This is a genomic window from Methylophilus aquaticus, from assembly GCF_030769565.1.
GTDB lineage: Bacteria > Pseudomonadota > Gammaproteobacteria > Burkholderiales > Methylophilaceae > Methylophilus > Methylophilus aquaticus.
Window position 1 is genome coordinate 35,535 of the sequence record NZ_JAVCAP010000031.1, and the last position, 23,954, is coordinate 59,488.

The 23,954-nt window shown below is 50.6% G+C and carries 20 protein-coding genes; 12 read left to right on the top strand and 8 right to left on the bottom strand.

The features are described 5' to 3' along the window. Window positions 1-8: 8 nt before the first annotated feature. Window positions 9-2,381 (bottom strand): phosphoenolpyruvate synthase, encoded by a 2,373-nt coding sequence (gene ppsA / locus Q9291_RS12380; protein WP_306390389.1) that lies wholly within the window; start codon window positions 2,379-2,381, stop codon window positions 9-11. Window positions 2,382-2,586: 205 nt separating this feature from the next. Between ppsA and Q9291_RS12385 the strand changes: the two genes are divergently transcribed. From Q9291_RS12385 to miaA, 8 genes are all read left to right on the top strand, one after another. After that, window positions 2,587-3,546, top strand: coding sequence for a GHMP family kinase ATP-binding protein (locus tag Q9291_RS12385; protein WP_306390390.1), 960 nt, complete (start codon window positions 2,587-2,589; stop codon window positions 3,544-3,546). A gap of 114 nt (window positions 3,547-3,660) precedes the next feature. Then, window positions 3,661-4,554 (top strand): NAD(P)-dependent methylenetetrahydromethanopterin dehydrogenase, encoded by an 894-nt coding sequence (locus Q9291_RS12390; RefSeq protein ID WP_306390391.1) that lies wholly within the window; start codon window positions 3,661-3,663, stop codon window positions 4,552-4,554. A 10-nt stretch (window positions 4,555-4,564) separates the two neighbouring features. Beyond that, entirely contained in the window at window positions 4,565-5,662 is a 1,098-nt protein-coding gene (locus Q9291_RS12395; protein WP_306390392.1) for an ATP-grasp domain-containing protein, read from the top strand. Beyond that, window positions 5,628-6,602 (top strand): methenyltetrahydromethanopterin cyclohydrolase, encoded by a 975-nt coding sequence (gene mch / locus Q9291_RS12400; RefSeq protein ID WP_306390393.1) that lies wholly within the window; start codon window positions 5,628-5,630, stop codon window positions 6,600-6,602. The genes Q9291_RS12395 and mch overlap by 35 nt, the downstream gene beginning before the upstream one ends. A 73-nt stretch (window positions 6,603-6,675) precedes the next feature. Beyond that, the gene (locus Q9291_RS12405; RefSeq protein WP_306390394.1) at window positions 6,676-7,566 is read left to right on the top strand and encodes an ATP-grasp domain-containing protein; all 891 of its coding nucleotides are present in this window, start codon (window positions 6,676-6,678) and stop codon (window positions 7,564-7,566) included. Between the two features lie 7 nt (window positions 7,567-7,573). Next, window positions 7,574-8,410 carry a triphosphoribosyl-dephospho-CoA synthase gene (locus Q9291_RS12410; protein WP_306390395.1) on the top strand — a complete coding sequence of 279 codons (837 nt, stop codon included), beginning with the start codon at window positions 7,574-7,576 and terminating at the stop codon, window positions 8,408-8,410. Window positions 8,411-8,483: 73 nt separating this feature from the next. Next, window positions 8,484-8,855 (top strand): 4a-hydroxytetrahydrobiopterin dehydratase, encoded by a 372-nt coding sequence (locus Q9291_RS12415; RefSeq protein WP_306390396.1) that lies wholly within the window; start codon window positions 8,484-8,486, stop codon window positions 8,853-8,855. A 2-nt stretch (window positions 8,856-8,857) separates the two neighbouring features. Further along, the gene (gene miaA, locus Q9291_RS12420) at window positions 8,858-9,823 is read left to right on the top strand and encodes a tRNA (adenosine(37)-N6)-dimethylallyltransferase MiaA (RefSeq protein ID WP_306390397.1); all 966 of its coding nucleotides are present in this window, start codon (window positions 8,858-8,860) and stop codon (window positions 9,821-9,823) included. A 51-nt stretch (window positions 9,824-9,874) separates the two neighbouring features. Here miaA and Q9291_RS12425 read toward each other — a convergent pair whose 3' ends face one another. Together Q9291_RS12425 and map are read right to left on the bottom strand one after the other, a co-directional pair. Then, window positions 9,875-12,451 (bottom strand): [protein-PII] uridylyltransferase, encoded by a 2,577-nt coding sequence (locus Q9291_RS12425; RefSeq protein ID WP_306390398.1) that lies wholly within the window; start codon window positions 12,449-12,451, stop codon window positions 9,875-9,877. 21 nt (window positions 12,452-12,472) lie between these two features. Continuing rightward, window positions 12,473-13,267, bottom strand: coding sequence for a type I methionyl aminopeptidase (gene map / locus Q9291_RS12430; protein WP_306390399.1), 795 nt, complete (start codon window positions 13,265-13,267; stop codon window positions 12,473-12,475). Between the two features lie 234 nt (window positions 13,268-13,501). On the opposite strand from map, the gene Q9291_RS12435 reads away from it, so the two are divergent. After that, entirely contained in the window at window positions 13,502-14,332 is an 831-nt protein-coding gene (locus tag Q9291_RS12435) for an HDOD domain-containing protein (protein ID WP_306390400.1), read from the top strand. Between the two features lie 15 nt (window positions 14,333-14,347). Here Q9291_RS12435 and Q9291_RS12440 read toward each other — a convergent pair whose 3' ends face one another. Continuing rightward, entirely contained in the window at window positions 14,348-16,177 is a 1,830-nt protein-coding gene (locus Q9291_RS12440; protein ID WP_306390401.1) for a tetratricopeptide repeat protein, read from the bottom strand. Window positions 16,178-16,300: 123 nt separating this feature from the next. Here Q9291_RS12440 and Q9291_RS12445 point away from each other — a divergent pair, with 123 nt between their 5' ends. Together Q9291_RS12445 and Q9291_RS12450 are read left to right on the top strand one after the other, a co-directional pair. Next, complete coding sequence (locus tag Q9291_RS12445) at window positions 16,301-16,840, top strand: peroxiredoxin (protein ID WP_306390402.1); 540 nt, start codon at window positions 16,301-16,303, stop codon at window positions 16,838-16,840. Between the two features lie 12 nt (window positions 16,841-16,852). Next, window positions 16,853-17,341: a dihydrofolate reductase gene (locus tag Q9291_RS12450; protein WP_306390403.1), complete on the top strand. Its 489-nt coding sequence runs from the start codon at window positions 16,853-16,855 to the stop codon at window positions 17,339-17,341. A gap of 78 nt (window positions 17,342-17,419) precedes the next feature. On the opposite strand, the gene Q9291_RS12455 is transcribed toward Q9291_RS12450, so the two are convergent. The 4 genes from Q9291_RS12455 to gnd form a co-directional block, all read right to left on the bottom strand. After that, window positions 17,420-19,666, bottom strand: a complete 2,247-nt coding sequence (locus Q9291_RS12455; protein WP_306390404.1) for an arginine/lysine/ornithine decarboxylase — start codon at window positions 19,664-19,666, stop codon at window positions 17,420-17,422. Between the two features lie 104 nt (window positions 19,667-19,770). After that, entirely contained in the window at window positions 19,771-20,346 is a 576-nt protein-coding gene (dcd, locus tag Q9291_RS12460) for a dCTP deaminase (RefSeq protein ID WP_306390405.1), read from the bottom strand. 165 nt (window positions 20,347-20,511) lie between these two features. Continuing rightward, the gene (gene zwf / locus Q9291_RS12465) at window positions 20,512-21,987 is read right to left on the bottom strand and encodes a glucose-6-phosphate dehydrogenase (RefSeq protein ID WP_306390406.1); all 1,476 of its coding nucleotides are present in this window, start codon (window positions 21,985-21,987) and stop codon (window positions 20,512-20,514) included. Window positions 21,988-22,099: 112 nt separating this feature from the next. After that, window positions 22,100-23,008 (bottom strand): phosphogluconate dehydrogenase (NAD(+)-dependent, decarboxylating), encoded by a 909-nt coding sequence (gene gnd / locus Q9291_RS12470; RefSeq protein ID WP_306390407.1) that lies wholly within the window; start codon window positions 23,006-23,008, stop codon window positions 22,100-22,102. A 183-nt stretch (window positions 23,009-23,191) separates the two neighbouring features. Between gnd and pgl the strand changes: the two genes are divergently transcribed. Continuing rightward, window positions 23,192-23,878, top strand: a complete 687-nt coding sequence (gene pgl / locus Q9291_RS12475) for a 6-phosphogluconolactonase (RefSeq protein WP_306390408.1) — start codon at window positions 23,192-23,194, stop codon at window positions 23,876-23,878. Window positions 23,879-23,954 lie beyond the last annotated feature (76 nt).

The following is a 23,954-nucleotide window of genomic DNA, read 5'->3' on the forward strand; positions in this document are numbered from 1 at the left end:
GATGCGAGTTATTTTTTGGTCAGACGTTGCCAGGTCGCAACCACGGTATCCGGGTTCAGCGAGACTGACTGAATCCCTTCGGCGACTAGCCATTCGGCAAAGTCCTCGTGGTCAGAAGGTCCTTGACCGCAAATGCCCACGTATTTACCCAAGCGGTTACAAGTGTTGATTGCCATTTTCAGCAATACCTTCACCGCATCATTACGTTCATCAAAACCATCAGCCAGAATGCCGGAGTCACGGTCCATGCCCAAGGTCAGTTGCGTCAAATCGTTAGAGCCGATTGAGAAGCCATCAAAGTACTCAAGGAACTGCTCTGCCAGCAATGCGTTTGCCGGAATTTCACACATCATGATCAGGCGTAAACCATTGTCACCCCGTTTCAAGCCGTTGGCTGCCATGATTTCGGTCACGGCACGCGCTTCATCCAGTGTACGCACAAATGGAATCATCAGTTCGACATTGGTCAGTCCCATCACATCGCGGACTTTTTTCATGGCCTGACATTCCATGGCAAAACACTCTTTAAAGTCTTCAGCCATGTAACGCGCTGCACCACGGAAACCAATCATCGGGTTTTCTTCATCTGGCTCGTAAATCTCGCCACCGACCAGTTTTTTGTATTCATTAGACTTAAAGTCTGAGGTCCGTACAATCACCGGTTTTGGATAGAATGCTGCAGCAATGGTCGCAACGCCTTCCGCGACTTTGTCAATGTAGAACTGTTTGGGGCTGTCATAGCCGCGGGCGCGGTTCTTGATCGTTGCCTGTATTGTGGCCGGCATCGCATCTACGTTCAAAATCGCTTTCGGGTGAATACCAACCATGTTGTTAATCACGAATTCCAGTCGCGCCAAACCAACACCGTCATTCGGTGTCTGGGCAAAGGTAAACGCCATGTCCGGGTTACCCACGTTCATCATGATTTTGCAAGGCGGCTTGCTTAGTGCACTGTTGGCCTGAGTCGACACTTCGTAGTCCAGTGCGCCGTGATAGACAAACCCGGTTTCACCTTCCGCACATGAAACAGTAACGATTTCACCATCACGCAGCAAATCAGTGGCGTTCACAGAACCCACAATGGCAGGGATGCCTAATTCACGTGCAATAATCGCCGCGTGGCAGGTACGGCCACCACGGTTGGTAACCAAGGCACTGGCGCGCTTCATGACGGGTTCCCAGTTAGGGTCAGTCATATCGGCCACCAGCACGTCACCAGGTTGAACTTCGTGCATTTCAGCCGGATCTAGCACAATACGTACTGGCCCCACACCTACTTTTTGTGTCACTGCACGACCAGCCACCACAGGCACAGAGGCATGTTTTTGCAGCTTAAATGTCTCGGTGACATTATTGGCCGCTTCTTGCGACTTCACGGTTTCCGGACGAGCTTGTAAAATATACAGTTTGTTATCCAGACCGTTTTTTCCCCATTCAATATCCATTGGACAGCCATAGTGCTGTTCGATGGTCATGGCATAGCCAGCCAGCTCCAGGATATCCGCATCGGTCAGCGAGTAACGGTTGCTTTCTGCCGGGTCTACTTCGACAGTATGCGTGGATTTACCGGCTTGGGTGGCATCTGAAAATACCATTTTGATCAGCTTGGAACCCATGGTGCGGCGCACGATGGCAGGTTTGCCTTGCGCCAGCAAAGGTTTGTGCACATAGAACTCGTCCGGGTTCACTGCACCTTGTACCACAGTCTCACCCAGACCATAGGAGGCGGTAATAAACGCCATGTCACGGTGACCGGATTCGGTATCAATGGTAAACATCACACCGGCACAGCCAATATCAGAACGTACCATTTGTTGTACACCAGCAGACAGCGCCACGTCGGCATGTACAAACCCTTTGTGAACACGGTAAGAAATGGCACGATCGTTATATAAAGAAGCAAACACTTCTTTAATAGCGTGTTTGATATTTTCCAAACCATGAATATTCAAAAAGCTTTCTTGTTGTCCGGCGAATGAAGCATCCGGCAAGTCTTCTGCAGTCGCGGAGGAGCGTACTGCAAACGTAGTTCCTGGTGCTGACTTTTCTATCAGTTTGCTGTAGTTTTCAGCGATAGCAATTTGTAATGTCTGTGGAAACTCTGTTTCCATAATCCACTGGCGGATTTGTGCGCCGCATTTCGCAAGGGCTTGTGTGTCATCAGCATTGAGCTTGTCCAGCAAATCATTGATTCTTTTGTTTAATCCGCCTTGTTCCAAAAACTCACGATAAGCATCTGCGGTGGTGGCAAAGCCGGTGGGTACACGTACACCCTTAGCCGTGAGTTGAGAAATCATTTCACCAAGAGAAGCGTTTTTGCCACCAACAGAAGGCACATCGCTATTTCTTAGATTCTCAAATGGAATAACATGACTTACCATATAAAACCCTTAATTGTTTTGAACCTGATGATAATCTATTGCGGATGCAATCGATTCAATTCGATAAATAGAGGCCATTTGCGGGGCGCAACCAGTTTTATAGAATTACTTTTATAACATGCATTATGCCAAAATCATGTTTTAATGTCACGTCAGCTTCACCTCACTGTTTAAATTTTTTTAACGTACTTGTAACGAATGGCCCATGATTTCCGGATTGTTTTCTGATCGCTCTGTTTCCGTCACTACTTTTGGCAGATTGCATTTGGGATTTTTTGACCTTAGTCAGCAGTCTATACGGCGTTTCGGGAGTATGGGTGTCTCGATTGATGCATTTCAAACCAGCCTGACTGCAAGCTTTGGCACGCTTGGTAATGAGCTGCCTTGGCTGAATGCATTGCTGCAACGACATCTGCAAGGGCTGACCACCCCAGCCGAGGTGCGCTTGCAGCTACACCAGGCGATTCCGCGACATGGTGGATTGGGCTCTGGCACACAAATGGCTCTGGCTGTGGGAGCGGCTGTAAACAGCCTGCTTGGCTACTCTGTGAATCCTGCAGAGATTGCTGCGCGTCATGATCGTGGTGGTCGATCCGGTATAGGCATTGCGACATTTGCACATGGCGGGCTGATATTGGATGGTGGCAAAGGCCCTGCAACCGTTGTTCCACCTATGTTGGCACGTTATGCATTTCCTGATAAGTGGTGTTTTTTGCTGATGATGCAAACTGGTTTGGTCGGTGTGCACGGTCTTCAGGAAAAAACAGCCTTTCAACAATTAAAGCCTCACACGCTGGCTGAAACACAGGCGCTTGCACATCAAGTATTGATGCATGGCTTGCCTGCCTTGCAAGAGCAAGATTTTGAGGTTTTTGCTGCAGTTGTCGGGGCCTTGCAAGATTACAACGGTACTTATTTTGCATCGGCCCAAGGTGGTCGGTATGCCAGCCCTGCTGTTACACAAGTTATTACCTATTTAAAGCAACAGGGACATGTCGGTTTGGGGCAAACGTCCTGGGGGCCAACTGGTTTTGTGATGATGCCTACGCGCGCCTCTGCGCATGCGCTTAAAGAGCAGCTATTGATTCGTTTTTCCTCGCTTGATTTGGACTATCATATTGTGCATGCAGTCAATCATGGCGCTTTGCTGAGTATTCATGATTGAAAAGCCGGATTTTTTATCGCTTTATCATAGTTTTGAAATGCTGAAGTCTTGCGTATAGTGTGGCATAGTAAAGACAGGGGTTTGAATACTCATTAAAACTAAAACGAGGTGACCATGAAAAAAACAAGCATTATGCATTTATTCACAGCCGCAAAAAATGCCAGTCCGTTTGATGTCAATATGGCATTCGATGCAGGCTATGAAAAAATCATTTCCTATACCAATGTCACCCTGAATGAAATCATTCCCTTGACGCAAGATGCTATTTTTTCACGTAGCCCGAGTGGCCTAAAGCAACAAGCCTTGTTTTTTGGCGGACGGGATATTCAGGTCGCACTCGAAATGCAAAAACAGGCGCGGAGTGCCATGTTCAAGCCATTTGAGTGCCATACCTTTTCTGATCCATCAGGCGCTTTTACAACTGCAGCAGCCATGCTGGCCAAAGTAGATTTTTATCTGCAAAAGTCCGGCAGCGGCCTTGGTAAGGAAAAAATTGCCATTTTTGGTGCCAGTGGTACGGTGGGCTCCACAGCCGCGCTGATTGCGGCGCGCCAAGGATCAACAGTGTTAATGGTTGCGCATGCTGGAGTCGACAGCATGCAGGCTTATGTGGATAAACTCTCCGAAAGTTATGATGTGAAGCTGGAGGTGGTCGATGGCAGTACAGAGTCGGCTAAAATCGCCGTTCTTAACGAAGCGACTGTGGCCTTGTGTGCAACGCCTGCGGGTGTTCGCGTACTGGAAGTGCGTCAGTTTGCCGGTTCAAAAACACTCAAAGTAGTTGCCGATGTCAATGCCGTGCCTCCTTCCGGAATTGAAGGGGTGGATACTTTTTCTAATGGCGGCTTGATTGAAGGTACGCAAGTTGCGGGTTTCGGTGCTTTGGCCATCGGGCAACTGAAGTATGTGACGCAAAACAAGTTACTGGAGCAAATGTTGCAAAGCGAAAGTCCCATGCACATTGACTATCATCAGGCGTACGAATATGCCTGTGCACACGTTGAATAAGTCTGGCTGAATGCAGTTAGCAGTGGTTTCTCAAAGTGCGCGAATTTATGCGAACTTTGCACATGAGGCGGGGCTAGCTCCTGATGTGATTGATGCATTTGCTGATATCGACACGCGTGCATGCGCCAATCGCTGGTTGCAGTGCAAGGCACTTGTTTCCGGCTGGAATCCATCCGATTTCAGGATCTTGATTGATAGACTGGATGCCTGGCAGACAGATACTCTGGTCATAGGATCAGGCTTTGAGCAGGCATTGCCACAATATGCATGGCTCTACCAGCACTACACGCTGGCTGGCAATACGCCGCAGGTGATGGATCAGTTGAAAGATCCCTTCTGGCTGGCGCCCATCTGTACAAATCTGGGGATTGCTTCTCCCGAGGTGCGGCAAACGGCACCTGTCTCAGGCCGCTGGCTGGTCAAACAGCGGGGCGGTTGTGGCGGCGGCCATATCAAAGACTGGCAAGCAGGCATGATGGTGGCACAGCATGAATATTATCAGGCATGGCAAGCGGGCATCAGTGTAGGCGCCTTGTTTGTCGGCAACGGTGAACACTGTCGCCTGGTGGGCGTGCATCAACTACACGAGGCGCTTGACAGTTATGCCTATGCTGGCGCAAGCCGTCTGCTGGATGCCTCGCTGGATCAGGCCATGCAAGCACTGGCAGACTGTTTGATGCAGGCCGTTGCGCTCAAGGGGATTTTCAGTATAGATGCGCGCTGGCATGCAGGCCGTTTATATTTGCTGGAAGTCAATCCGCGGCTGAGCGCCAGCATGCGCCTGTATGTTGGTTTGCCTTTGATGCAGGCGCATCTGGCGGGTTGCCGGCAGCAAGCGTTGCCAATATTGAATGTGTCCATTTACAGTGCCAGTCATCGCATCTTGTATGCTGGCCAATCCGTGGATGTGTCCGGACTGCGCATGCCGGACTGGCTGGAAGATCGGCCGAATGGCGGAATGATTGAAGCAGGGCAGCCAGTGTGCAGTCTGTATGCGCAGGGCGAGAATATGTTTGAAGTGCAGCAACAGTTGCTGCAACAGCAGGAATTTTTAAAGAAACTATGGGGGACTTATGTCAGCGAGCGCATCCAATTCTTCAACGATTAGCGTACAACAATACAGCGCACCACTGGTCGCGCAACTTATCACGCACGCAGCCGCACTGGGGTGTCAAGTCAGCACACATGAAAGTGGTGCCACGATTGTCGATGCCGGTATTCAAGCCTCAGGGGGCCTCGAAGCAGGGCGTTTGATCGGAGAAATCTGCATGGGGGGCTTAGGGAGTGTGGCTTTGCGCCATGTGCCCCAGTTTGCGCGCTGGCCATTGAGTGTGGTGGTCACGGCTAAACAGCCGGTGATTGCCTGTCTGGGCAGTCAATATGCTGGCTGGGCGCTTTCGCATGAGAAATTCTTTTCACTTGGCAGTGGACCGGCACGCGCGATTGCCCAGCGCGAGGAAGTCTTCAAAGACATTGATTACCGTGACAGTGGCGAACAAACGGTACTGGTACTGGAAACAGATAAAGTGCCGCCCGTGCAGGTGATTGAAAAAGTGGCGAAAGATACTGGATTGCCCGCCAATAAACTGACCTTTATTTTAACGCCCACGCGTAGTATCGCAGGCACCGTGCAAGTGACCGCGCGCGTGCTCGAAGTGGCCCTGCATAAATGCCATACCCTGCATTTTGATTTGAGTGCCGTGGTGGATGGCTATGGCGTGGCGCCGGTGCCTGCACCATCGCCTGACTTTATCACTGGCATGGGGCGTACCAATGATGCCATTTTGTTTGGCGGATTTGTACAATTGTTCGTCAACACCGACGACGCGGCAGCCGAAGCCTTGACCAAACAATTGCCTTCTTCATCCTCTAAAGATTATGGCCGTCCATTCGCTGAAGTGTTTAAAGCAGTGAATATGGATTTTTACCAGATTGATCCCATGCTGTTTTCCCCTGCCAAAGTCAGCGTCACCAACCTGAAATCCGGCCGCACTTTCTTTGCCGGTAAGTTTAATGAAGATCTTTTAAATCAATCATTTGGCGGTTAATTGTAAAGTTAAACAATAGAGCAGCGGGTCGCATTGCACAGGCATTGTGCCCGCGTCGCTATTTCAGGACAGCATGCAAGTCGTTCCAATATTTACCGATGAAGTGGCCCAGGCCGGTGGCTGGCATGGGCAGGCGCTGGCGCAGGCATTTGCCCGTCGTGGCTGGCAAGCGCTGATGGTGTCGCTCGACAGTTGTCATGTCAGCATTGTTGACCAGCACGTGCGCGTCCACGTGCCGGGTCTGATGCAGGCTTCACCCATTGCTTTTGTACGTGGTGTGGCGGCAGGCACCACGCAGCAGATTATTACTCGCCTCAATATATTGCATACCCTGAAGCGTCAGGGTATGTATCTCTACAATAATGCGACTGCGATTGAAACCACAGTCGATAAATCGATGACCAGCCAGTTATTGGCTGAGCACGGGATCGCGACCCCCAATACCTGGGTATGTGAATATCGGCAGATTGCACATCCTTTAATGCAGCAGGCGCTGGACCATGGTAAAACGCTGGTCATCAAGCCGTTGTTTGGATCGCAGGGCAAGGGTGTGCGTCTGATACAAACCCCCCAGCAATTTGCGCTACCGCAAGAGATGTTTGTGGATGGTGTGTATTATTTACAGGAAAAAATTGAAACCGGTGTACATCAGCACGACTATCGCGTATTTGTGGTACGTGGTCAGGTGCTGGCCGTGATGAAACGCAAAGGCAGCGACTGGTTGCATAATGTGGCACGTGGCGCACGTTGCGAGGCATGTGATGAGGACGATGTCGCTGCACTCGGTTTGCAGGCGGCCAACGTTATTGGGCTGGATTATGCCGGGGTCGATATTATTCGGGACAAGGAGGGTAAATGTTGGGTGATCGAAGTCAACAGTATTCCAGCCTGGCGCGGGCTGCAAAGTATTACTGCTTTCGACATTGCGCAATCGCTGGTCGACGACCTGCTGCAGTTTGCCTGAGTCTGTGATGGATATTCAGTCAGCCTATCTGAAAGCCTGTTTGTCCGAGCTGGAAGCGCTCAAGCCCGGGAATGTGCATTTGTTTGCCGATGGTCATGGCATGCAGGTGCAGGACTTTATTGACAGTGCCGAGGTCTCGGCACCGGCCTTGTGTGAAGATCTCAGTCTGGGTGTGCGTCCATTGGGGCAGCGCATGGTGGATGCTTTGCAGGCGACTTATGCCAAAGTGGCGTGCAATACCAATCTGGGCATCGTGCTGCTGGCAGGTCCTGTAGTGCAGGCGGTGTTGCAGTATCCGCAGCTTTCACTCAGGCAGGGGCTGGTCGCGGTGCTAGACAATACCACTGTGGCGGATGCCGAGGCTGTTTATCAGGGCATTCGTCTGGTCAAGCCTGCCGGCATGGGCCAGCAAGTGGACCATGATGTCAGTCAGCAAGCCGACATCACTTTGTTACATGCCATGCAAATTGCAAGTGTCTATGACAAGGTGGCGGGTCAGTACACCAGCCACTATGCTGAAATATTTGACCATGCGTTGCCGCTTTATCAGCGATGCTGCACCCGCTGGGAACGCCCGGCCTGGGCCTTGACCGCCGTCTATCTGTATTGGCTGGCGCACTGGCCCGACAGTCATATCGCCCGTAAGTATGGCATGGCGCAGGCTGTTACCATCCAGCAGCAGGCCAAAAATCATTTTCAGCACTTTACAGACTTGCAGAACCCAAAGCTTTACATGGCGCCGTTACTTGCTTGGGATGCTGAACTCAAACAAGCCGGCATCAATCCCGGTACCAGTGCCGATTTGACAGTCACCACTGCCTTGCTCGCCAATCTCTTGGTCTGATTTCTGAAAAAGCACGTTCTGCCAGCATGGCTCTAAGGTATACTTTTAGTTTCAACGCAAGCAGGAGTCTCTTATGAGCGAACAGGTACTCAGCGAACAGGCATTGCAGCAGCAACTCAGTGAACATTTACCCCACTGGTTTTTTGAAGAGGGCTGGATACGCCGTAAATACAAAACCAGCGGCTGGAAGGGCACGCTGATGGTGGTCAACACTGTTGGCCATCTGGCCGAAGCGGCCTGGCATCATCCCGACTTAACCGTCTCCTATGCCTTTGTCATCGTCAAATTGTGTACGCACAGTGCCAAGGGCATCACCATGAAAGACATTGAGCTGGCGCGTAAAATTGAAGAGGTCGTGCAATGGCAGCCTGCCCTGATCGCAGGCACTGCGCTGGAAGGGACGCCACAGGATGATCAGCGTTTCAAATACATAAAATACGATTAAGCATGACCCAGACACACGCAAGGCCTCCGGCTATATTTTTGATGGGGCCGACCGCCAGTGGCAAAACCGCTGCAACCATCACGCTTTATCAGCAGTTTCCAGTTGAAATTATCAGTGTAGACTCTGCGCTGGTCTATCAGGGCATGGATATCGGTACAGCCAAGCCGGATGCAGAGACTTTGCGGCAGGCGCCCCATCATTTGATAGACCTGATCACCCCGCTGGAACAATATTCGGCGGCCCAGTTTGCAAAAGACGCTCTGGCGCTCATGCACCAGGCCACACAACAAGGGCGGATTCCGTTACTCGTCGGGGGGACTATGCTGTATTTCAATGCCTTGCAGCATGGCTTGAGCGCGCTGCCGCAGGCTGATCCAGCCATTCGCGCAGAGATTGAAGCTGAAGCAGAGCGTATTGGTTGGCCGGCATTGCATGCGCAACTGACGGAAATTGATCCGGCAGTCGCCGCCAATATCCAGATCAACGATATGCAACGCATAGAGCGAGCGTTGGAGGTGTACCGCATCAGTGGACAATCAATGAGTGATTTACGTGCGCAATCCACCAAAACAGAATTGCCATTTGATGTCCTCAAGATCGCGCTGGTGCCGAGTGATCGCGCCATATTGCATCAACGTATTGCCGAACGGTTTGCGCTCATGCTAGCGCATGGCTTGGTCGACGAGGTACAACGTCTGCTGGCACAATATCCACAGCTCACCGCCGAAACGCCCAGTATGCGTTGTGTAGGTTATCGTCAAACACTGGATTATCTTAAGGGCGAGATTGACTTGAAAACCTTGGGCGAGCATGGTGTATATGCCACGCGACAATTGGCAAAACGTCAGTTGACGTGGCTGCGCGGTATGGATGATTTGTTGGTATTAGATGCGTTGAATGCGACTTGCTTAAACCAGTTGTCGACCCGGATTGCCAAGTTGCAGACTGTTGGGCGCTCTTCTGTCTGATCAATTGAATAGCTCAGCATGGCCCAACTAAAGACAACAGATGCTGCTACTTCAAAGTTCAGCCAGTGAGGATTTGAGTGCCAGCAGTTGTGCTTCATTCAATGGTTGGCCATCAGCATTTGAAATAAGAAAGCTGTCTTCAACCCGATTACCCAAAGTATTGATTTTTGCATTATGTAAGGCGATATGGTGGGTCAGCATGGCGATAGCCATCGAGGCAAGCAATCCCGGTCGGTCATTGGCGATCACATCGAGTTGCTGAAAATGCTGGTCATGGTCTTGATGGCTATGTACTGAGCGAAAGCTGATCTGGGTGGGGATCGGCATGTGTTTGACTTGTCGGCTGACCCTGCCGCGAATAGGGGGGGGCATCGGTGTCTGACTGGTAAGTTGTTCAGTTAAACCCTGCTCGATATGTTTTAGCAAGCCGTTGTAGCTGACCTGACGCGTTTCCGGTTCCAGCACAATAAAGTTGTCCAACGCATAGCCATGTGCTGTGGTATAGATTTTGGCCTGCGCAATGTTGTATTGCAGGCTCTCGAAAAAATGGCAGATACGTGCAAAAATTTCTTTGTGGTCACGGCTATATATCATGACCTGTATGCCATCGCCCTTGGGGCTCAAACGGGCGCGCACAATGGCTTTTTCCGAGTCCTGATGAGGCATCAGTAAGCGGCTTTGCCAGGCGATTTCATCACTATCAAAACGACTGAAATAACTTTCACCAAAAGCTTGCCAAAGCGGTGTGACAGAAGGTTCTGACAGGGCAAAGCTTTGAAGTTTTTGAAGGGCTTCCTGTTTGCGTAGAGCCAGTTGCGCTTCGGTATTGAGCGATTGCTGTAATACACGCCTGGTTTGCAAGAATAGGCTTTCGAGTAATTTTGCTTTCCAGGCATTCCAGACATTAGGGCTGGTGCCACGAATATCAGCCACTGTCAGCAGGTAAAGTGCGATCAGTCGATATTCTGTGCCGACCAGCTGCGCAAAGGTTTCAATGACATCAGGATCCGAGAGATCACATTTTTGCGCGGTGCTCGACATTTTCAGGTGTGCTGCTACCAGCCAGGCGACCAGTTCGGTCTCCTGTTTCTCCAGACCATGTTTCTGGCAAAAGCGTCTGGCATCCACGGTTCCCAACACTGAGTGATCGCCCCCGCGGCCCTTGGCAATGTCGTGAAAAATCGCTGCGAGATACAGCAAATAAGGTTGACTGAATTCAGCAAACAACTGGCTACAGAGCGGAAACTCATGGCGTAACTCTGGTTTGGCAAACCGGCGTAGATTGCGCAGCACGTTTAGCGTGTGCTCATCCACCGTGTATACGTGAAACAGATCATGCTGCATTTGGGCAATCACGCGCCCGAATACCGGAATGTAGCGGCCAAGGATGCCGTAGCGGTTCATGCGACGCAAGCAGCGGTGTACGCCTTCCGGACTGCGCAGTATTTGCAGAAACAGCGCTTTGTGTAGAGGTTCCTTGCGAAACTGGCTATTAATCATCGGGTGCGCGGATTGCAGTGCTCTGATTAGAGGTGCACTGAATCCGGCAATTGTGCTGTATTTTTGAAGTAGTTTGAAGCAGCGTAAAATTGCATCAGGTTTACGCTGAAACAAGTCGTCTGTTCTGAGGCTTAACAGCCCTTGTGAAAGCGTAAAGTCTTCATCAATGATTTGCGGTGGACCGAGTGGCGGGTTGACGCGCGCATGCAGCAATTTTAGTAACACTTCATTTTCAATAATGACAGCTTTTACTGTGCGATAGTAACCCTGCATCAACTGCTCACTCGCACGCTTTTTTTCATTGGTGCGGTAGTGCATTTGTTCTGCCAGTGCATTTTGATAGTCAAATAACAGGCGATCTTCACGTCTTTTGGCCAGCAGGTGGAGTCGAATGCGCAGACTTTGTAACAGGCGCTCATGCCGTCTGAGCTGGCGTGCTTGTGCTTGATCCAGCAGACCTGCATGAACCAGTCCTTGCCAGTCTTTGCCTAGTCCCTGACTTTGAGCGACCCACAAAATCATATGCAGATCCCGGAGTCCACCGGGACTTTCTTTGATATTTGGCTCCAGGTTATAGGCTGTATCATTGAATTTTGCATGGCGAATTTGCTGCTCGCGCAGCTTTTCAGCAAAAAAGCGAGAAGCATCCAGTTGCAATCGCAGCTTCGTTTGCAGGGTGTCAAAGCCGCGATGATTGCCTGTCAGCCATCTGGCTTCGAGCAGATTGGTCATGACTGTGACATCCAGTGTGGCCTCGTTGAGACATTCCGGCAGCGTACGTACACTGTGCCCGATATTGAGGCCAATATCCCACAGGACACCGATCAGGCTTTCAATGCCTGCTTGCAATTCAGGTGTGTGATCTTCTGGCATTAACACCAGTAAATCGATGTCCGAATAGGGAAACAAATCTCCGCGGCCATAACCACCCACTGCTATGAGGCTCACAGAGGCTGGAACCTGATGCTGCTGCCATATTGACTTTAGTAATGCATCGAGTTGGCGGGCATTTTGCAGCAATAGGCGTTTGCCTTGAGGATTGGCTAGATACTGCTCGGCGTGGAGTGCATAGGCCTGATGCAGTGACTCACGCCATGCTTTTAGTTGCTCTTTACTTGTGGCCGTCATGCATTGTTCCAGAGTGCCACCTTAATGTGATGGTCTGGCAGGAGTGCCGGCTGAAACTGTCATGATTTCAAAGCCGTCTTCAGTGACCAGCACGGTATGCTCCCATTGCGCAGAAAGGCTGCGATCTTTGGTAACGACTGTCCAGCCATCAGGCATAAACTTGATGTCACGTTTGCCCGCGTTGATCATAGGTTCAATGGTGAAAATCATGCCGGCTTTCAGCTTGATGCCTGCGCCCGGTTTGCCATAGTGCAATACCTGCGGCTCGCAATGGAATTTTTTGCCGATGCCATGTCCGCAAAATTCGCGCACAATGCTGTAGCCATTTTTTTCGGCAAACGATTGAATGGCATAGCCAATATCGCCCAGAGTATTACCCGGTTTGACTTTTTCAATGCCGCGCCACATCGCTTGATAAGTGATTTCAGACAGGCGTTTTGCCTGAATCGAAACCTCACCTACACTGAACATGCGGGAAGTGTCGCCGTGATAACCGTCTTTGATGACGGTGATGTCAAGATTTACAATGTCGCCATTTTTCAGTTCTTTTTCGCTGGGCACGCCATGGCAAATCTGCTGATTAATCGAGGTGCATATCGACTTTGGATAGGGCTTGTGGCCATCAGGCGCATAATTCAAAGGTGCCGGAATGGCTTGTTGCTGATTGACGATATAGTCATGGCACAGTTTGTCCAGGGTATTGGTGGTCACGCCGGCAACGACGTAAGGCGTGATGTAGTCCAGGACTTCGGAAGCCAGACGGCCTGCGACACGCATTTTCTCTATTTCTTCAGGGGTATGCAGAATAATGGCCATATATTTATATGCTTTGGGTTATTGCGCATGCAGCGTGAGTGCCGCACAAACTAAACCTTTGATAAAAATCGCATTCTAACATAGGCAATGCGTGCTCAGGGCTAAAGCTCCAGCGCTTTTGTGCCGTTAAACAGGATGTGGAAAAGTGTAAACAGGTCGTCAATTACGCCACTCATTTGGCAATCGGGTTGACGGCCACTGTTCTACACTCTAATGGATTAGAGGAGTCAAACCATGGTGACATTAGCCGAAGCCAGAGACAGCAAGACGATTGCCCGCTGGGTTTCTTTTTTTCAAGCGGCAGAAATACCTGTATTGCGACAGACGGCTGAAGGGCTTGCGTTGCTGCGCGAGAATGAAGATGAGACCAGTGCACGCGATATTACCCGGGTGGTGATTAACGACCCCTTGATGATGTTTAAAGTCATTGCATATGCCAACAACCATCGCAGTCGCCACCAGTTGCAGGATCTGCTACAGATAGAGCAGGCCATTATGATGATGGGCACAGGCACTTTCTTTGCCCAGATTCCTACATTGCCGCATGTGGAGGATGTACTGAATCAGCATGTGTCCGCTTTGATGGATTTGCTCAAACTGATGGTACGCGCACATCGGGCAGGCTATTTTGCCGCCGAGTTTGCCTCCCACTTGAAAGATCTACATCCGGAAGAGGTGAGGGTAGCGGCTTCTTTGCATGATTTTGCCGAAATGCTGATGTGGTGCTTTAACCCTGACCAAATGAATGAAATCACCGAAAGGCAGGAAGCAGACAAAACATTGCGCAGCAAAACCGTGCAGCAAGAAGTGCTGGGATTCAAGCTGGTTGACCTGCAGGCCGAGCTGGTGCGGGTATTTAATTTACCTTCGTTGCTGTCTGATTTGATGGACGAAAAGCAGGCCCACCTGACCAGAGTGAAGAACGTACATCTGGCGGTTAATCTGGCTAGGCACTCTGCAGATGGGTGGGATAATGCCGCCCTACCAGACGATTACAGGGATCTTTCACAATTGCTGCATGTAGATATCGCCAGGGTGATGCACATTATTGGCGTGCCGCACTAAGTCAGAAGTATTGCATCACTCACGATGCGTGGGATGTGCCAGCAACAGTGTAATGGCTTGATGCACCTCATCGACCATGGCTTCCCACGGTTGCCTGGCAGGCACTCTGAACAGCCGGATGCCCGGATACCATGGGCTGTCTTCCCGATGTAATAACCAGCGGAAATGCGCATGCTGCGGCAGCAGTAGCCACACAGGTTTACCCAAGGCAGCCGCCAGGTGTGCGACGGCCGTATCCACGGTAATCACTAGTTCCATTTGCATAATCAGGCCCGCAGTATCCGTGAAGTCGGTCAGGGCCGGGTGATGGCATTCCAGCATGGGAAAGCGTTTGAGCATGATTGGGTCTTCCCGCCGGAACTCCTTTTGCAGGCTATGCCATTCCACTTCCATTTTTAACAGGTCTGCGAGCATAAATAACGGAATACTGCGGTGGTGGTCATGTTTGTTGTTCACATCTCCACACCAGTTCAGGCCAATCCGCAGTCTGCGCGCGGGCCCCAGCAATTGTTGCCAGGGCTGCGTATGGCGCTCGGCTATTTTCAGGTACGGCAGGCTGGCTGGAATTGTGTCCATTTGCGTGTGAAAGGCCAGCGGTAAACTCAGCATCGGGCAAAAAACATCAACATGCGGCAAGCGCGCGCCCTGCGGAATCACTTGAATAAAGGCGTCCTGTGACCAATGCTCATTGAGTAGCTGAAACAGCGGCTCCTGCACCTGTACGATGATCTGGTTAGGTTTGTATTGCTTGAGCATGACAATATAACGGCAGTATTGCAGGGTATCGCTTAAGGTTTGCTCCGCCACAATCAGGATGGATTTGCCAAGGAGCGACGATTGCCCTTGCCAGCGCATGCGCTCAGGCAGCGTTGAGTGGCCAGGCAATACCTGCAAGCGCGATTCGTAGAGTGTCCAGCCTTCATCAAACTCACCGTTCGCCAGTTTGAGCATGCCCAGATAATATTGGGCCTGCGCGTAAGAGGGCTGATATTTAAGCGCCACTTCCAGACTGCCGTAGGCGGCATCTGGCTCGCCATTTTCATGCAATGCCAGACCCAGATTGCAATACGCTGAAGCGTAGCTGGGGTTGAGTTGTATGGCCTGCTTGAAGTCAGCAATGGCTGCCGGGTATTTGGTTTGCTGGCAAAAAATAACACCGCGGTTGTTATAGGCAGAGGGTAATTCTGGCTGATGGCTGATGGCTGCGCTAAAGCTCTCGATGGCCTGCTCCAGCTGGCCGCTAGCGTGCAGCAACAAGCCTCTCTGGTGATGCGCTTCAGCAAAGTCTGGCTGAATCTGGATGGCTTGGGTAAAGTTCTCCAGCGCTTGCGTGGCTTGCCCCGACTGTTGCGAAATAATGCCCAGCCGGTAATAAAAACGCGCATGTTCCGGGTGCGCGGCAATCGCCTGTTTGAGCATATCCGCCGCCTGCTCGGGCTGCGCTTGTTGCAACAGCAAATCCACGCACTCTGAAAAAGCCTGCAAGTGTGCAGGGGAGAGTTTGACTGTGGTGCGTAATCTTAAAATGGCTTCCTGCATCCGCCCCAGATTTTTCAATGCCTGCGCATCCAGGTAATAGCTTTGTGCGTGCCTGGCATCGAGTGCAATCGCCTGTCGGTAGCATGCATGCGCCGCCTTGAATTGATGCGTGCGCATATGCAAATCTGCCAGTTGCAAATGCAGTGACTGTTGCTGAGGTGCCAGCTGTATTGCCTGCAAGTAGTATTGCTCGGCAGCGTCAAACTCACCATTATGCTGCATCAGGCGTGCAAGCTGCTGATACGCATCCCAGCGCTGCGGGTCTGCGGTGATCAGTTTGAGCAATTTGGCAATGGCATCATTCATGGCGGGAGTGTTGCAGGAGCGAAAAATGCAGCAGCGATTAACCTTTAAAAGTGGGTTGGCGGATTAAGGTACAATATCGGGCTCTGAGCGTCAACGTCTCACTTGGGTCAGGAAAGGAAATTCATGCTGGTAAAAGTAATCATGATCGGAATTTTATGCTGGATTGTATTGTGGTGTATCAGACAGTATCAGCAACCTGCATTTAGCCTGCAAATTGGCACGCAAGCCCCCGAATTCAAGTTGCCAGACGCTCAGGGAGCGATTCGCAACCTGTCTGACTGGCAGGGTCAATGGCTGGTACTTTATTTTTATCCCAAAGACGATACCCCGGGATGTACGCGTGAAGCCTGTCATTTTCGTGATGATACGCAGCAACTCACTGCACTGGGTGCGCAAGTCGTGGGGGTAAGCGTGGATACGGTTGCCAGTCATGCCGATTTCGTTAAAAAACATCGATTACCATTTCCTTTACTGGCGGATACCACCGGAAAAGTGGCTGCCGCTTACGGCGCATTATTTGATCTGGTCGTGTTCAAAGCGGCTCGCCGCATGACTTTCATTATTGATCCGCAAGGTAAAGTGGCGCAAGTGTACAGTCAGGTTGACCCTGATGGGCACAGCCAGATGATCGTAGAAGAGTTAAAAAAATTGTCAGCATTTTAATGCGAGAACACCATGCAAGCACTTTCTCTTATTGTGGCCCACGCCGATGACCGCGTGATCGGTTTAAACAATCAGTTGCCTTGGCATTTGCCGGAGGATCTGAAGCGTTTTAAACAACTGACCATGGGTCACCATATCATCATGGGTCGCAAAACCTATGTGTCTCTGGGCAGGCTGTTGCCTGGCCGCACCACCGTGATTGTCACGCGTGATGTGCATTTCAGCGTTGAGGGTGCCAAAATTGCACATTCACTGCCGCAAGCACTGGCTGAGTGCGCCGGTGATGAAGAGCCGTTTCTGATTGGCGGCGCAGAAATGTATGCGCAGGGATTGCCTTATGTGACCAGGCTTTACCTCACACGTGTACATACACAGGTTGCGGGCGATGCTTTTTTTCCTGAACTCGATAAGGCACAGTGGCAGCTGGTTGAAGCACACGAAAAAACATCTGCCAACGGTTTGCGTTACAGCGATTGCGTGTTTCAGCGCCAGCCTGCTTGAACCTGCATGTGAAAAAATAAAAAACGGACGTGGATAACGTCCGTTTTTGTAGAAATACTGCAGACTTGATACGCTACATCAGCTTTCCTGCAGCACACAATCCACATAGTAGAACGACTTACCATCCACGACCTGTTTAACCAGGCCATGGTTATCTGTCTCAAAGCCGGGGAATTTCTCGTTAAATTCGCGCGCAAATTTCAGGTAGTTTACAATCACCTTGTTAAAGCGCTCCCCTGGAATCAGCAGGGGGATGCCTGGCGGGTAAGGCGTGAGCAATACCGCGGTGACGCGGCCTTCAAGATCATCAATCGCTACACGTTCAATTTTACGATGGGCCATCTTGGCGTAGGCGTCAGTCGGTTTCATGGCTGGCACCATGTCAGACAAATACATCTCTGTGGTCAGGCGGGCCACATCATTGGCTTTGTACACTTCGTGAATTTGCTTGCACAGGTCACGCAAGCCTACACGCTCATAGCGAGGCTGTTTCTGTACAAATTCAGGCAGTACTTTCCACAGTGGCTGGTTTTTGTCGTAATCATCTTTAAACTGTTGTAATGCCGCCACCATGGTGTTCCAGCGGCCTTTGGTAATGCCGATGGTGAACATGATAAAGAACGAGTACAAGCCTGTTTTTTCCACAATCACGCCGTGTTCAGCCAGGTATTTGGTCACAATGGCGGCAGGAATGCCAAACGCGTCCGAGAAGTCACCTTCGACATCCAGACCGGGGGTAATGATCGTGGCTTTGATCGGGTCGAGCATATTAAAGCCCTCGGCCAGATTGCCAAAGCCATGCCAGCGTTCGTTGGCCTTCAGCATCCAGGCATCGCGCTCTTCCAGCCCATCCTCGGACAAATCATTGGGTCCCCAGACCTTAAACCACCAGTCAGCTCCCCATTCTTCGTCCACCTTGCGCATGGCGCGGCGGAAATCTAGGGCTTCTTTAAGCGATTCTTCGACCAGGGCAGTGCCGCCTGGTGCTTCCATCATGGCGGCAGCCACATCACAGCTGGCAATAATCGAATACTGCGGGCTGGTCGAGGTGTGCATCAGGTAAGCTTCGTTAAACACATCGCGGTCGAGCGTGTTATTGACGGCATCCTGCACCAGAATCTGCGAGGCCTGGCTCAGGCCCGCCAGCAGTTTGTGGGTGGATTGCGTAGAAAACACCATCGACTCTTTACACCGCGGGCGGTCTGCGCCTATGGCGTGGTAATCACCGTAAAAATCATGGAAGGTAGCATGCGGCAACCACGCCTCATCAAAGTGCAGGGTATCAATTTTTCCATCCAGCATTTCCTTGATTTCTTCCACGTTGTACAACACACCATCGTAAGTCGATTGCGTAATGGTCAGCACGCGTGGTTTGGCCTTTTTATCGGTGGCAAAAGGGTTGCGCTCGATTTTTTTCTGGATGTTTTCCCAGGCGAATTCGCTTTTCGGAATTGGGCCGATAATGCCAAAGTGATTGCGTGTCGGCATCAGGAATACCGGAATCGCACCGGTCAGGATAATCGAGTGCAATACGGATTTATGGCAGTTACGATCCACCACGACAATATCCCCTGGCGCTACAGTCGAGTTCCAGACGATTTTGTTGGAGGTTGAGGTGCCATTGGTCACAAAGTACAGGTGGTCACAGTTGTAAATGCGCGCAGCATTACGCTCGGAAGCCGCGACCGGTCCCGTATGGTCGAGCAACTGGCCCAGTTCATCCACGGCATTACACACGTCGGCACGCAGCATGTTTTCACCAAAAAACTGGTGAAACATCTGGCCCACTGGTGATTTCAAAAAAGCGACGCCGCCCGAGTGCCCCGGGCAGTGCCAGGAGTAAGAACCATCTGCGGCGTAGTGGGTAAGGGCTTTGAAAAACGGCGGGGGCAGGCTATCCAGGTAAGCCTTGGCCTCACGGATAATCAAACGCGCTACAAACTCTGGTGTGTCTTCATTCATGTGAATAAAGCCATGCAGTTCACGCAGCACATCGTTTGGAATATGGCGGCTGGTACGCGTTTCGCCATGCAGGAAAATCGGGATTTCCTCATTACGGTAGCGGATTTCCGCGACGAAGTTACGCAGTTGCTCGATGGCCTCCGGCTTCTCTTCGACGATTTCCTCATCGTCAATCGACAAAATAAATGCTGAGGCACGGCTTTGCTGCTGGGCAAACGAGGTGAGGTCGCCATAACTGGTAACGCCTAATACTTCGAGGCCTTCTTCTTCAATTGCTTTGGCCAGCACGCGTATACCTAGCCCTGAAGAGTTTTCTGAGCGAAAGTCTTCGTCGATAATGACGATAGGGAAGCGGAATTTCATAATGTGACATCCTTTACCACTGAGACACAGAGGCACACGGAATCAAGAAAGTTGAAACGCGAGGTGCCTCTATGGTGAAATGCATTGAATGAGGATTGATGCGATTAAATCTTGGGTAAAGTCACGCCGACTTGCCCCTGGTATTTGCCGCCGCGGTCTTTATAGCTGGTTTCGCATACATCATCTGCATCGGCTTCAAAAAACAGCACTTGTGCGCAGCCTTCATTGGCGTAAATTTTGGCCGGTAGCGGGGTCGTATTGCTAAATTCGAGTGTGACGTAACCTTCCCACTCGGGTTCAAACGGGGTGACGTTGACGATGATCCCGCAGCGTGCATAGGTCGATTTGCCCAAGCAAACAGTTAACACATTACGTGGAATACGAAAGTACTCGACCGTGCGAGCAAGCGCGAACGAGTTAGGTGGAATAATGCAGAAATCTGCATTCACCTCGACAAAGGAGTTAGGGTCAAAGTTTTTTGGGTCAACAATGGTGCTATTGAGGTTGGTAAATAGCTTGAATTCCCTGGAGCAGCGAATGTCGTAGCCGTAGCTGGACGTACCGTAAGACACCAGGCGCTGTCCCTCAGCGTTGACTTTCACTTGCTTCGGCTCAAACGGCTCGATCATGCCGTGTTGTTCAGCCATTTTACGTATCCATTTGTCCGACTTGATGCTCATTCCGTCTTCCAGTCTGTTGCGTGGGATCACGCGGTCAATAAAGAGAAAAAAGCGGAGTTTAAACTCCGCTTTTAGTAGGTGCAAATAATAACAACAAACGCTAGGTTATTTGCAAATTATTTATGAATTTTTAGCGATTAATTAAGACAGGGACCTGCCTCGGTCTTATTTGTCGCCGCCCAGTTCAATACTGTAACGCCAGAACTGATCTTCAGCCTCAAAAATCACTTTAGATGCTTCAGGATCACGGCTGCCTGCAGGGTACTGGTGTACCGGATGCTTGTCTTCTGCCCAGGCTTTGACGACCGGATCAACCAGACGCCATTGTGCTTCGGCTTCGGAAATATGCAGGTAGTTGGAGTTGTCGCCCTGCATCAGGTTCAGCAACAGCGCCTCGTAAGCATCAACCGAGTCATCTGAATCCCAACGGTTGGCAGCATCCAGTTGGATGGTGCGCGTTTGAATATCCAGGCCAGGAATCTTGGACTGAACTTCCAGTTTGATGCACTCACGTGGCTGAATGCCGATAATCAGCCAGTTTTGATCCTGGTCATTGATCTGCAGAGGTGCTTTTTTGAAGCGAATAGAAATACGGGTATCGGCTTCGTGCAGGCGCTTGGCGGTGCGGATGTAGAACGGTACCCCTTTCCAGCGTGGATTGTCGATAAACAATTTCAGGGCAGCATACGTTTCCACCACGCTGTCCTGGTTACCCAATTCTTCCAGATAACCCGGTACTTTTTCGCCATTAATTTCACCCGCGGCATATTGTGCGCGGAACGCATGTTTTTCCAGCGCATTTACCGGGATCGGGCGAATTTCTTCCAGCAGTTTGATTTTCGCATCGCGCACGCCTTCAGGAGACAGGTCTTTTGGCTGTTCCATCGCGGTCAGTGCCAGTGTTTGCAGAATATGGCTCTGCAACATGTCACGCAACGCACCTGTGCTGTCATAGAACTGCGTACGGTCGCCTACACCCAGCATTTCGGTGTTGGTGATTTGCACGTGATCAATGTACTGGTTGTTCCAGATCGGCTCGAGCACGGTATTGGTAAAGCGTTGCAGCAAAATGTTTTGCAGTGCAGATTTGCCCAGGTAATGGTCGATACGGTAAATCTGGCTTTCTTTGAGGTGTTTGGTAATTGCAGCCTGCAACTCTTTGGCAGAGGGCAGATCGGTGCCAAACGGCTTCTCAATCACCACGCGGCGCCAGTATTTGTCTTCTTGTGTCAGGCCAACATTGGCTAATGATTCGACCACTGGGGCAAAATCAACTGGGCGCACAGACAGGAAATAAGCCAGATTCTGCGGGAAAACGCTTTCGTCGCTGAGCGTGGTTTTCAGCTTGGCAAAGGCATCCGGGTCGGTCGGTGGGTTGGCATGGTAAAAGTTACGGGCGATAAAACGCTCAAATACCTTTTGGTCATAGCCTTTTTTAAATTTGGTATCCAGCATGCTTTTGATATCAGCACGCCAGGCTTCCAGATCCACCAGTTGGCGGCCTACACCTACAATTTTCATGTCATCAGGCAGGCGGCCCAGCATGTCCAGTCGAAACAAGCCAGGATACAGTTTTACACGTGCCAGATTACCGCTTGCACCAAACAAAACCAGGGTGCATGGATCAATTTTATTCGTCATTTCTAACCTTAAGATAAAAATGTAAACGGGAAAGGGCGGGCCTTTCCCATAACTTTGTCGCTATCAGTGCCAGTAATCAGCAAAAAGCCTCTCATCGAGAGAGGCTGCTGTATTACTTGGATGATTTTACTGCGTGGCCACCAAAAGCATTACGCATCAGTGACAACAGTTTGTAGCTATAACCTTTTGAGTCCTGGCTGCGGAAGCGTGCTTGCAATGCGACTGTCAGCACGGGAGCCGCGACGCCTTGCTCAACCGCTTCAACCACTGTCCAGCGACCTTCACCGGAGTCGGCCACGTAAGGGGCAATCGCTTCCAGATTCTGGTCTTGTTTCAGGGCTTCGGCTGTCAGATCAAGCAACCAGCTACGCACAACAGAACCATGACGCCACAGCTCAGTAATCTGTGCCAGATCAAGATTGAAATCTTCTTTACCCTTGATCAGGTCCAGGCCTTCAGCAAAGGCTTGCATCATGCCGTACTCGATACCATTGTGTATCATTTTGGTGAAGTGGCCGGAACCGACTGGACCTACATGCGCCCAACCGCGGTCTTCGTGTGTCAATGCCTTAACAAAAGGAATCAATACATCTGCATATTGTTTTTCACCGCCATACATCAGGCAGTAGCCGTTATCCAGGCCCCACACGCCACCGGAAGTACCACAGTCGATAAAGCCGATGCCGTGTTCTGCCAGCATGGCACCACGACGTTGACTGTGTTTGTAGTTGGAGTTGCCGCCGTCGACAATGATGTCGCCTTTGTTCAGCATCGGGATCAAATCTTTGATTTGTTTTTCGGTGATTTCACCTGCTGGCAGCATCAGCCAGACGATTTTTTGGCCTTCAAGCTTGCTGACTGCGTCAGCGACTGAAGTCGCTGCTTCCAACCCTTCGGTTTGAACCAGTTTGTTGACAAATTCGGTATTAAAGTCAAAACCAACCACTTTAAGGTTGTTACGAAGCAAACGCGCAGCCATGTTGCCGCCCATTTTGCCCAAGCCAATCATTGCTAATTTCATTCGGAAATTCCTATGGTGTGAGGACAGTTTAAGAAACACCCATCTTTTGGATGGCATGAACACGACTAGAGTATTTAGATAATTTTGCAGAATTATCATGTCGAGTCAGTTATAATTATAACAAATGCAGCACAGTACATAAAGGCTGCGTTTTGTTTTTGTATCGTTTTTTACAGGTTTTCTATGTCTTTGAACTCTCAAACCCGTTGGCATACTTTTCAATCCCAGCATGACATCAATCAAGCGGCACTTCAGCGCATCTTGAAAGCCGCTGACGAGGCGATTGCCAAGTACGGCAGTTTTTTAGTGGTACTGGCCGGCGGCGGTACGCCCAAAGCCGTCTATCAATTGCTGGCAAAAGCCAATGCCGATTGGTTAAAATGGCATGTCTATCACAACGATGACCGCTGTTTGCCAGTGGAACATGCCGAGCGTAACAGCAAAATGGCGCGTGATGCCTGGTTAAGCCATGTCGCGATTCCTGAAAGTCAAATTCACGACATTCCGGCTGAACTGGGCAATATCGAAGGCGCCAAAGCCTATACCCACACACTGCAAGGCGTGCGCACCTTTGATCTGGTTATTCTGGGCCTTGGCGAAGACGGACATACCGCCAGCCTGTTCCCTGGACAGTCAGTGGATAACAGTGCCGACGCCGTGCCCGTATTTAATTCTCCAAAACCACCCGCTGACCGCATTACGATCAGCCAAAACCGTTTGAATAATACGCATGAAGTGATGTTCCTGGTGACTGGCGCTGGTAAACAGGAAGCGGTAGACAACTGGCGTAATGGTGTCGCCATTCCGGCAACGCTGATTCAATCGCCAAATGGCGTGGATGTTTACTGTTTTGGCGTGACATTGGATTAACAAGAAATCAACAAGCCGTTTCAGCATTGAAAATAAAAGCGCCGCAAGGCGCTTTTTTGATTTGTAGTTATTTGCT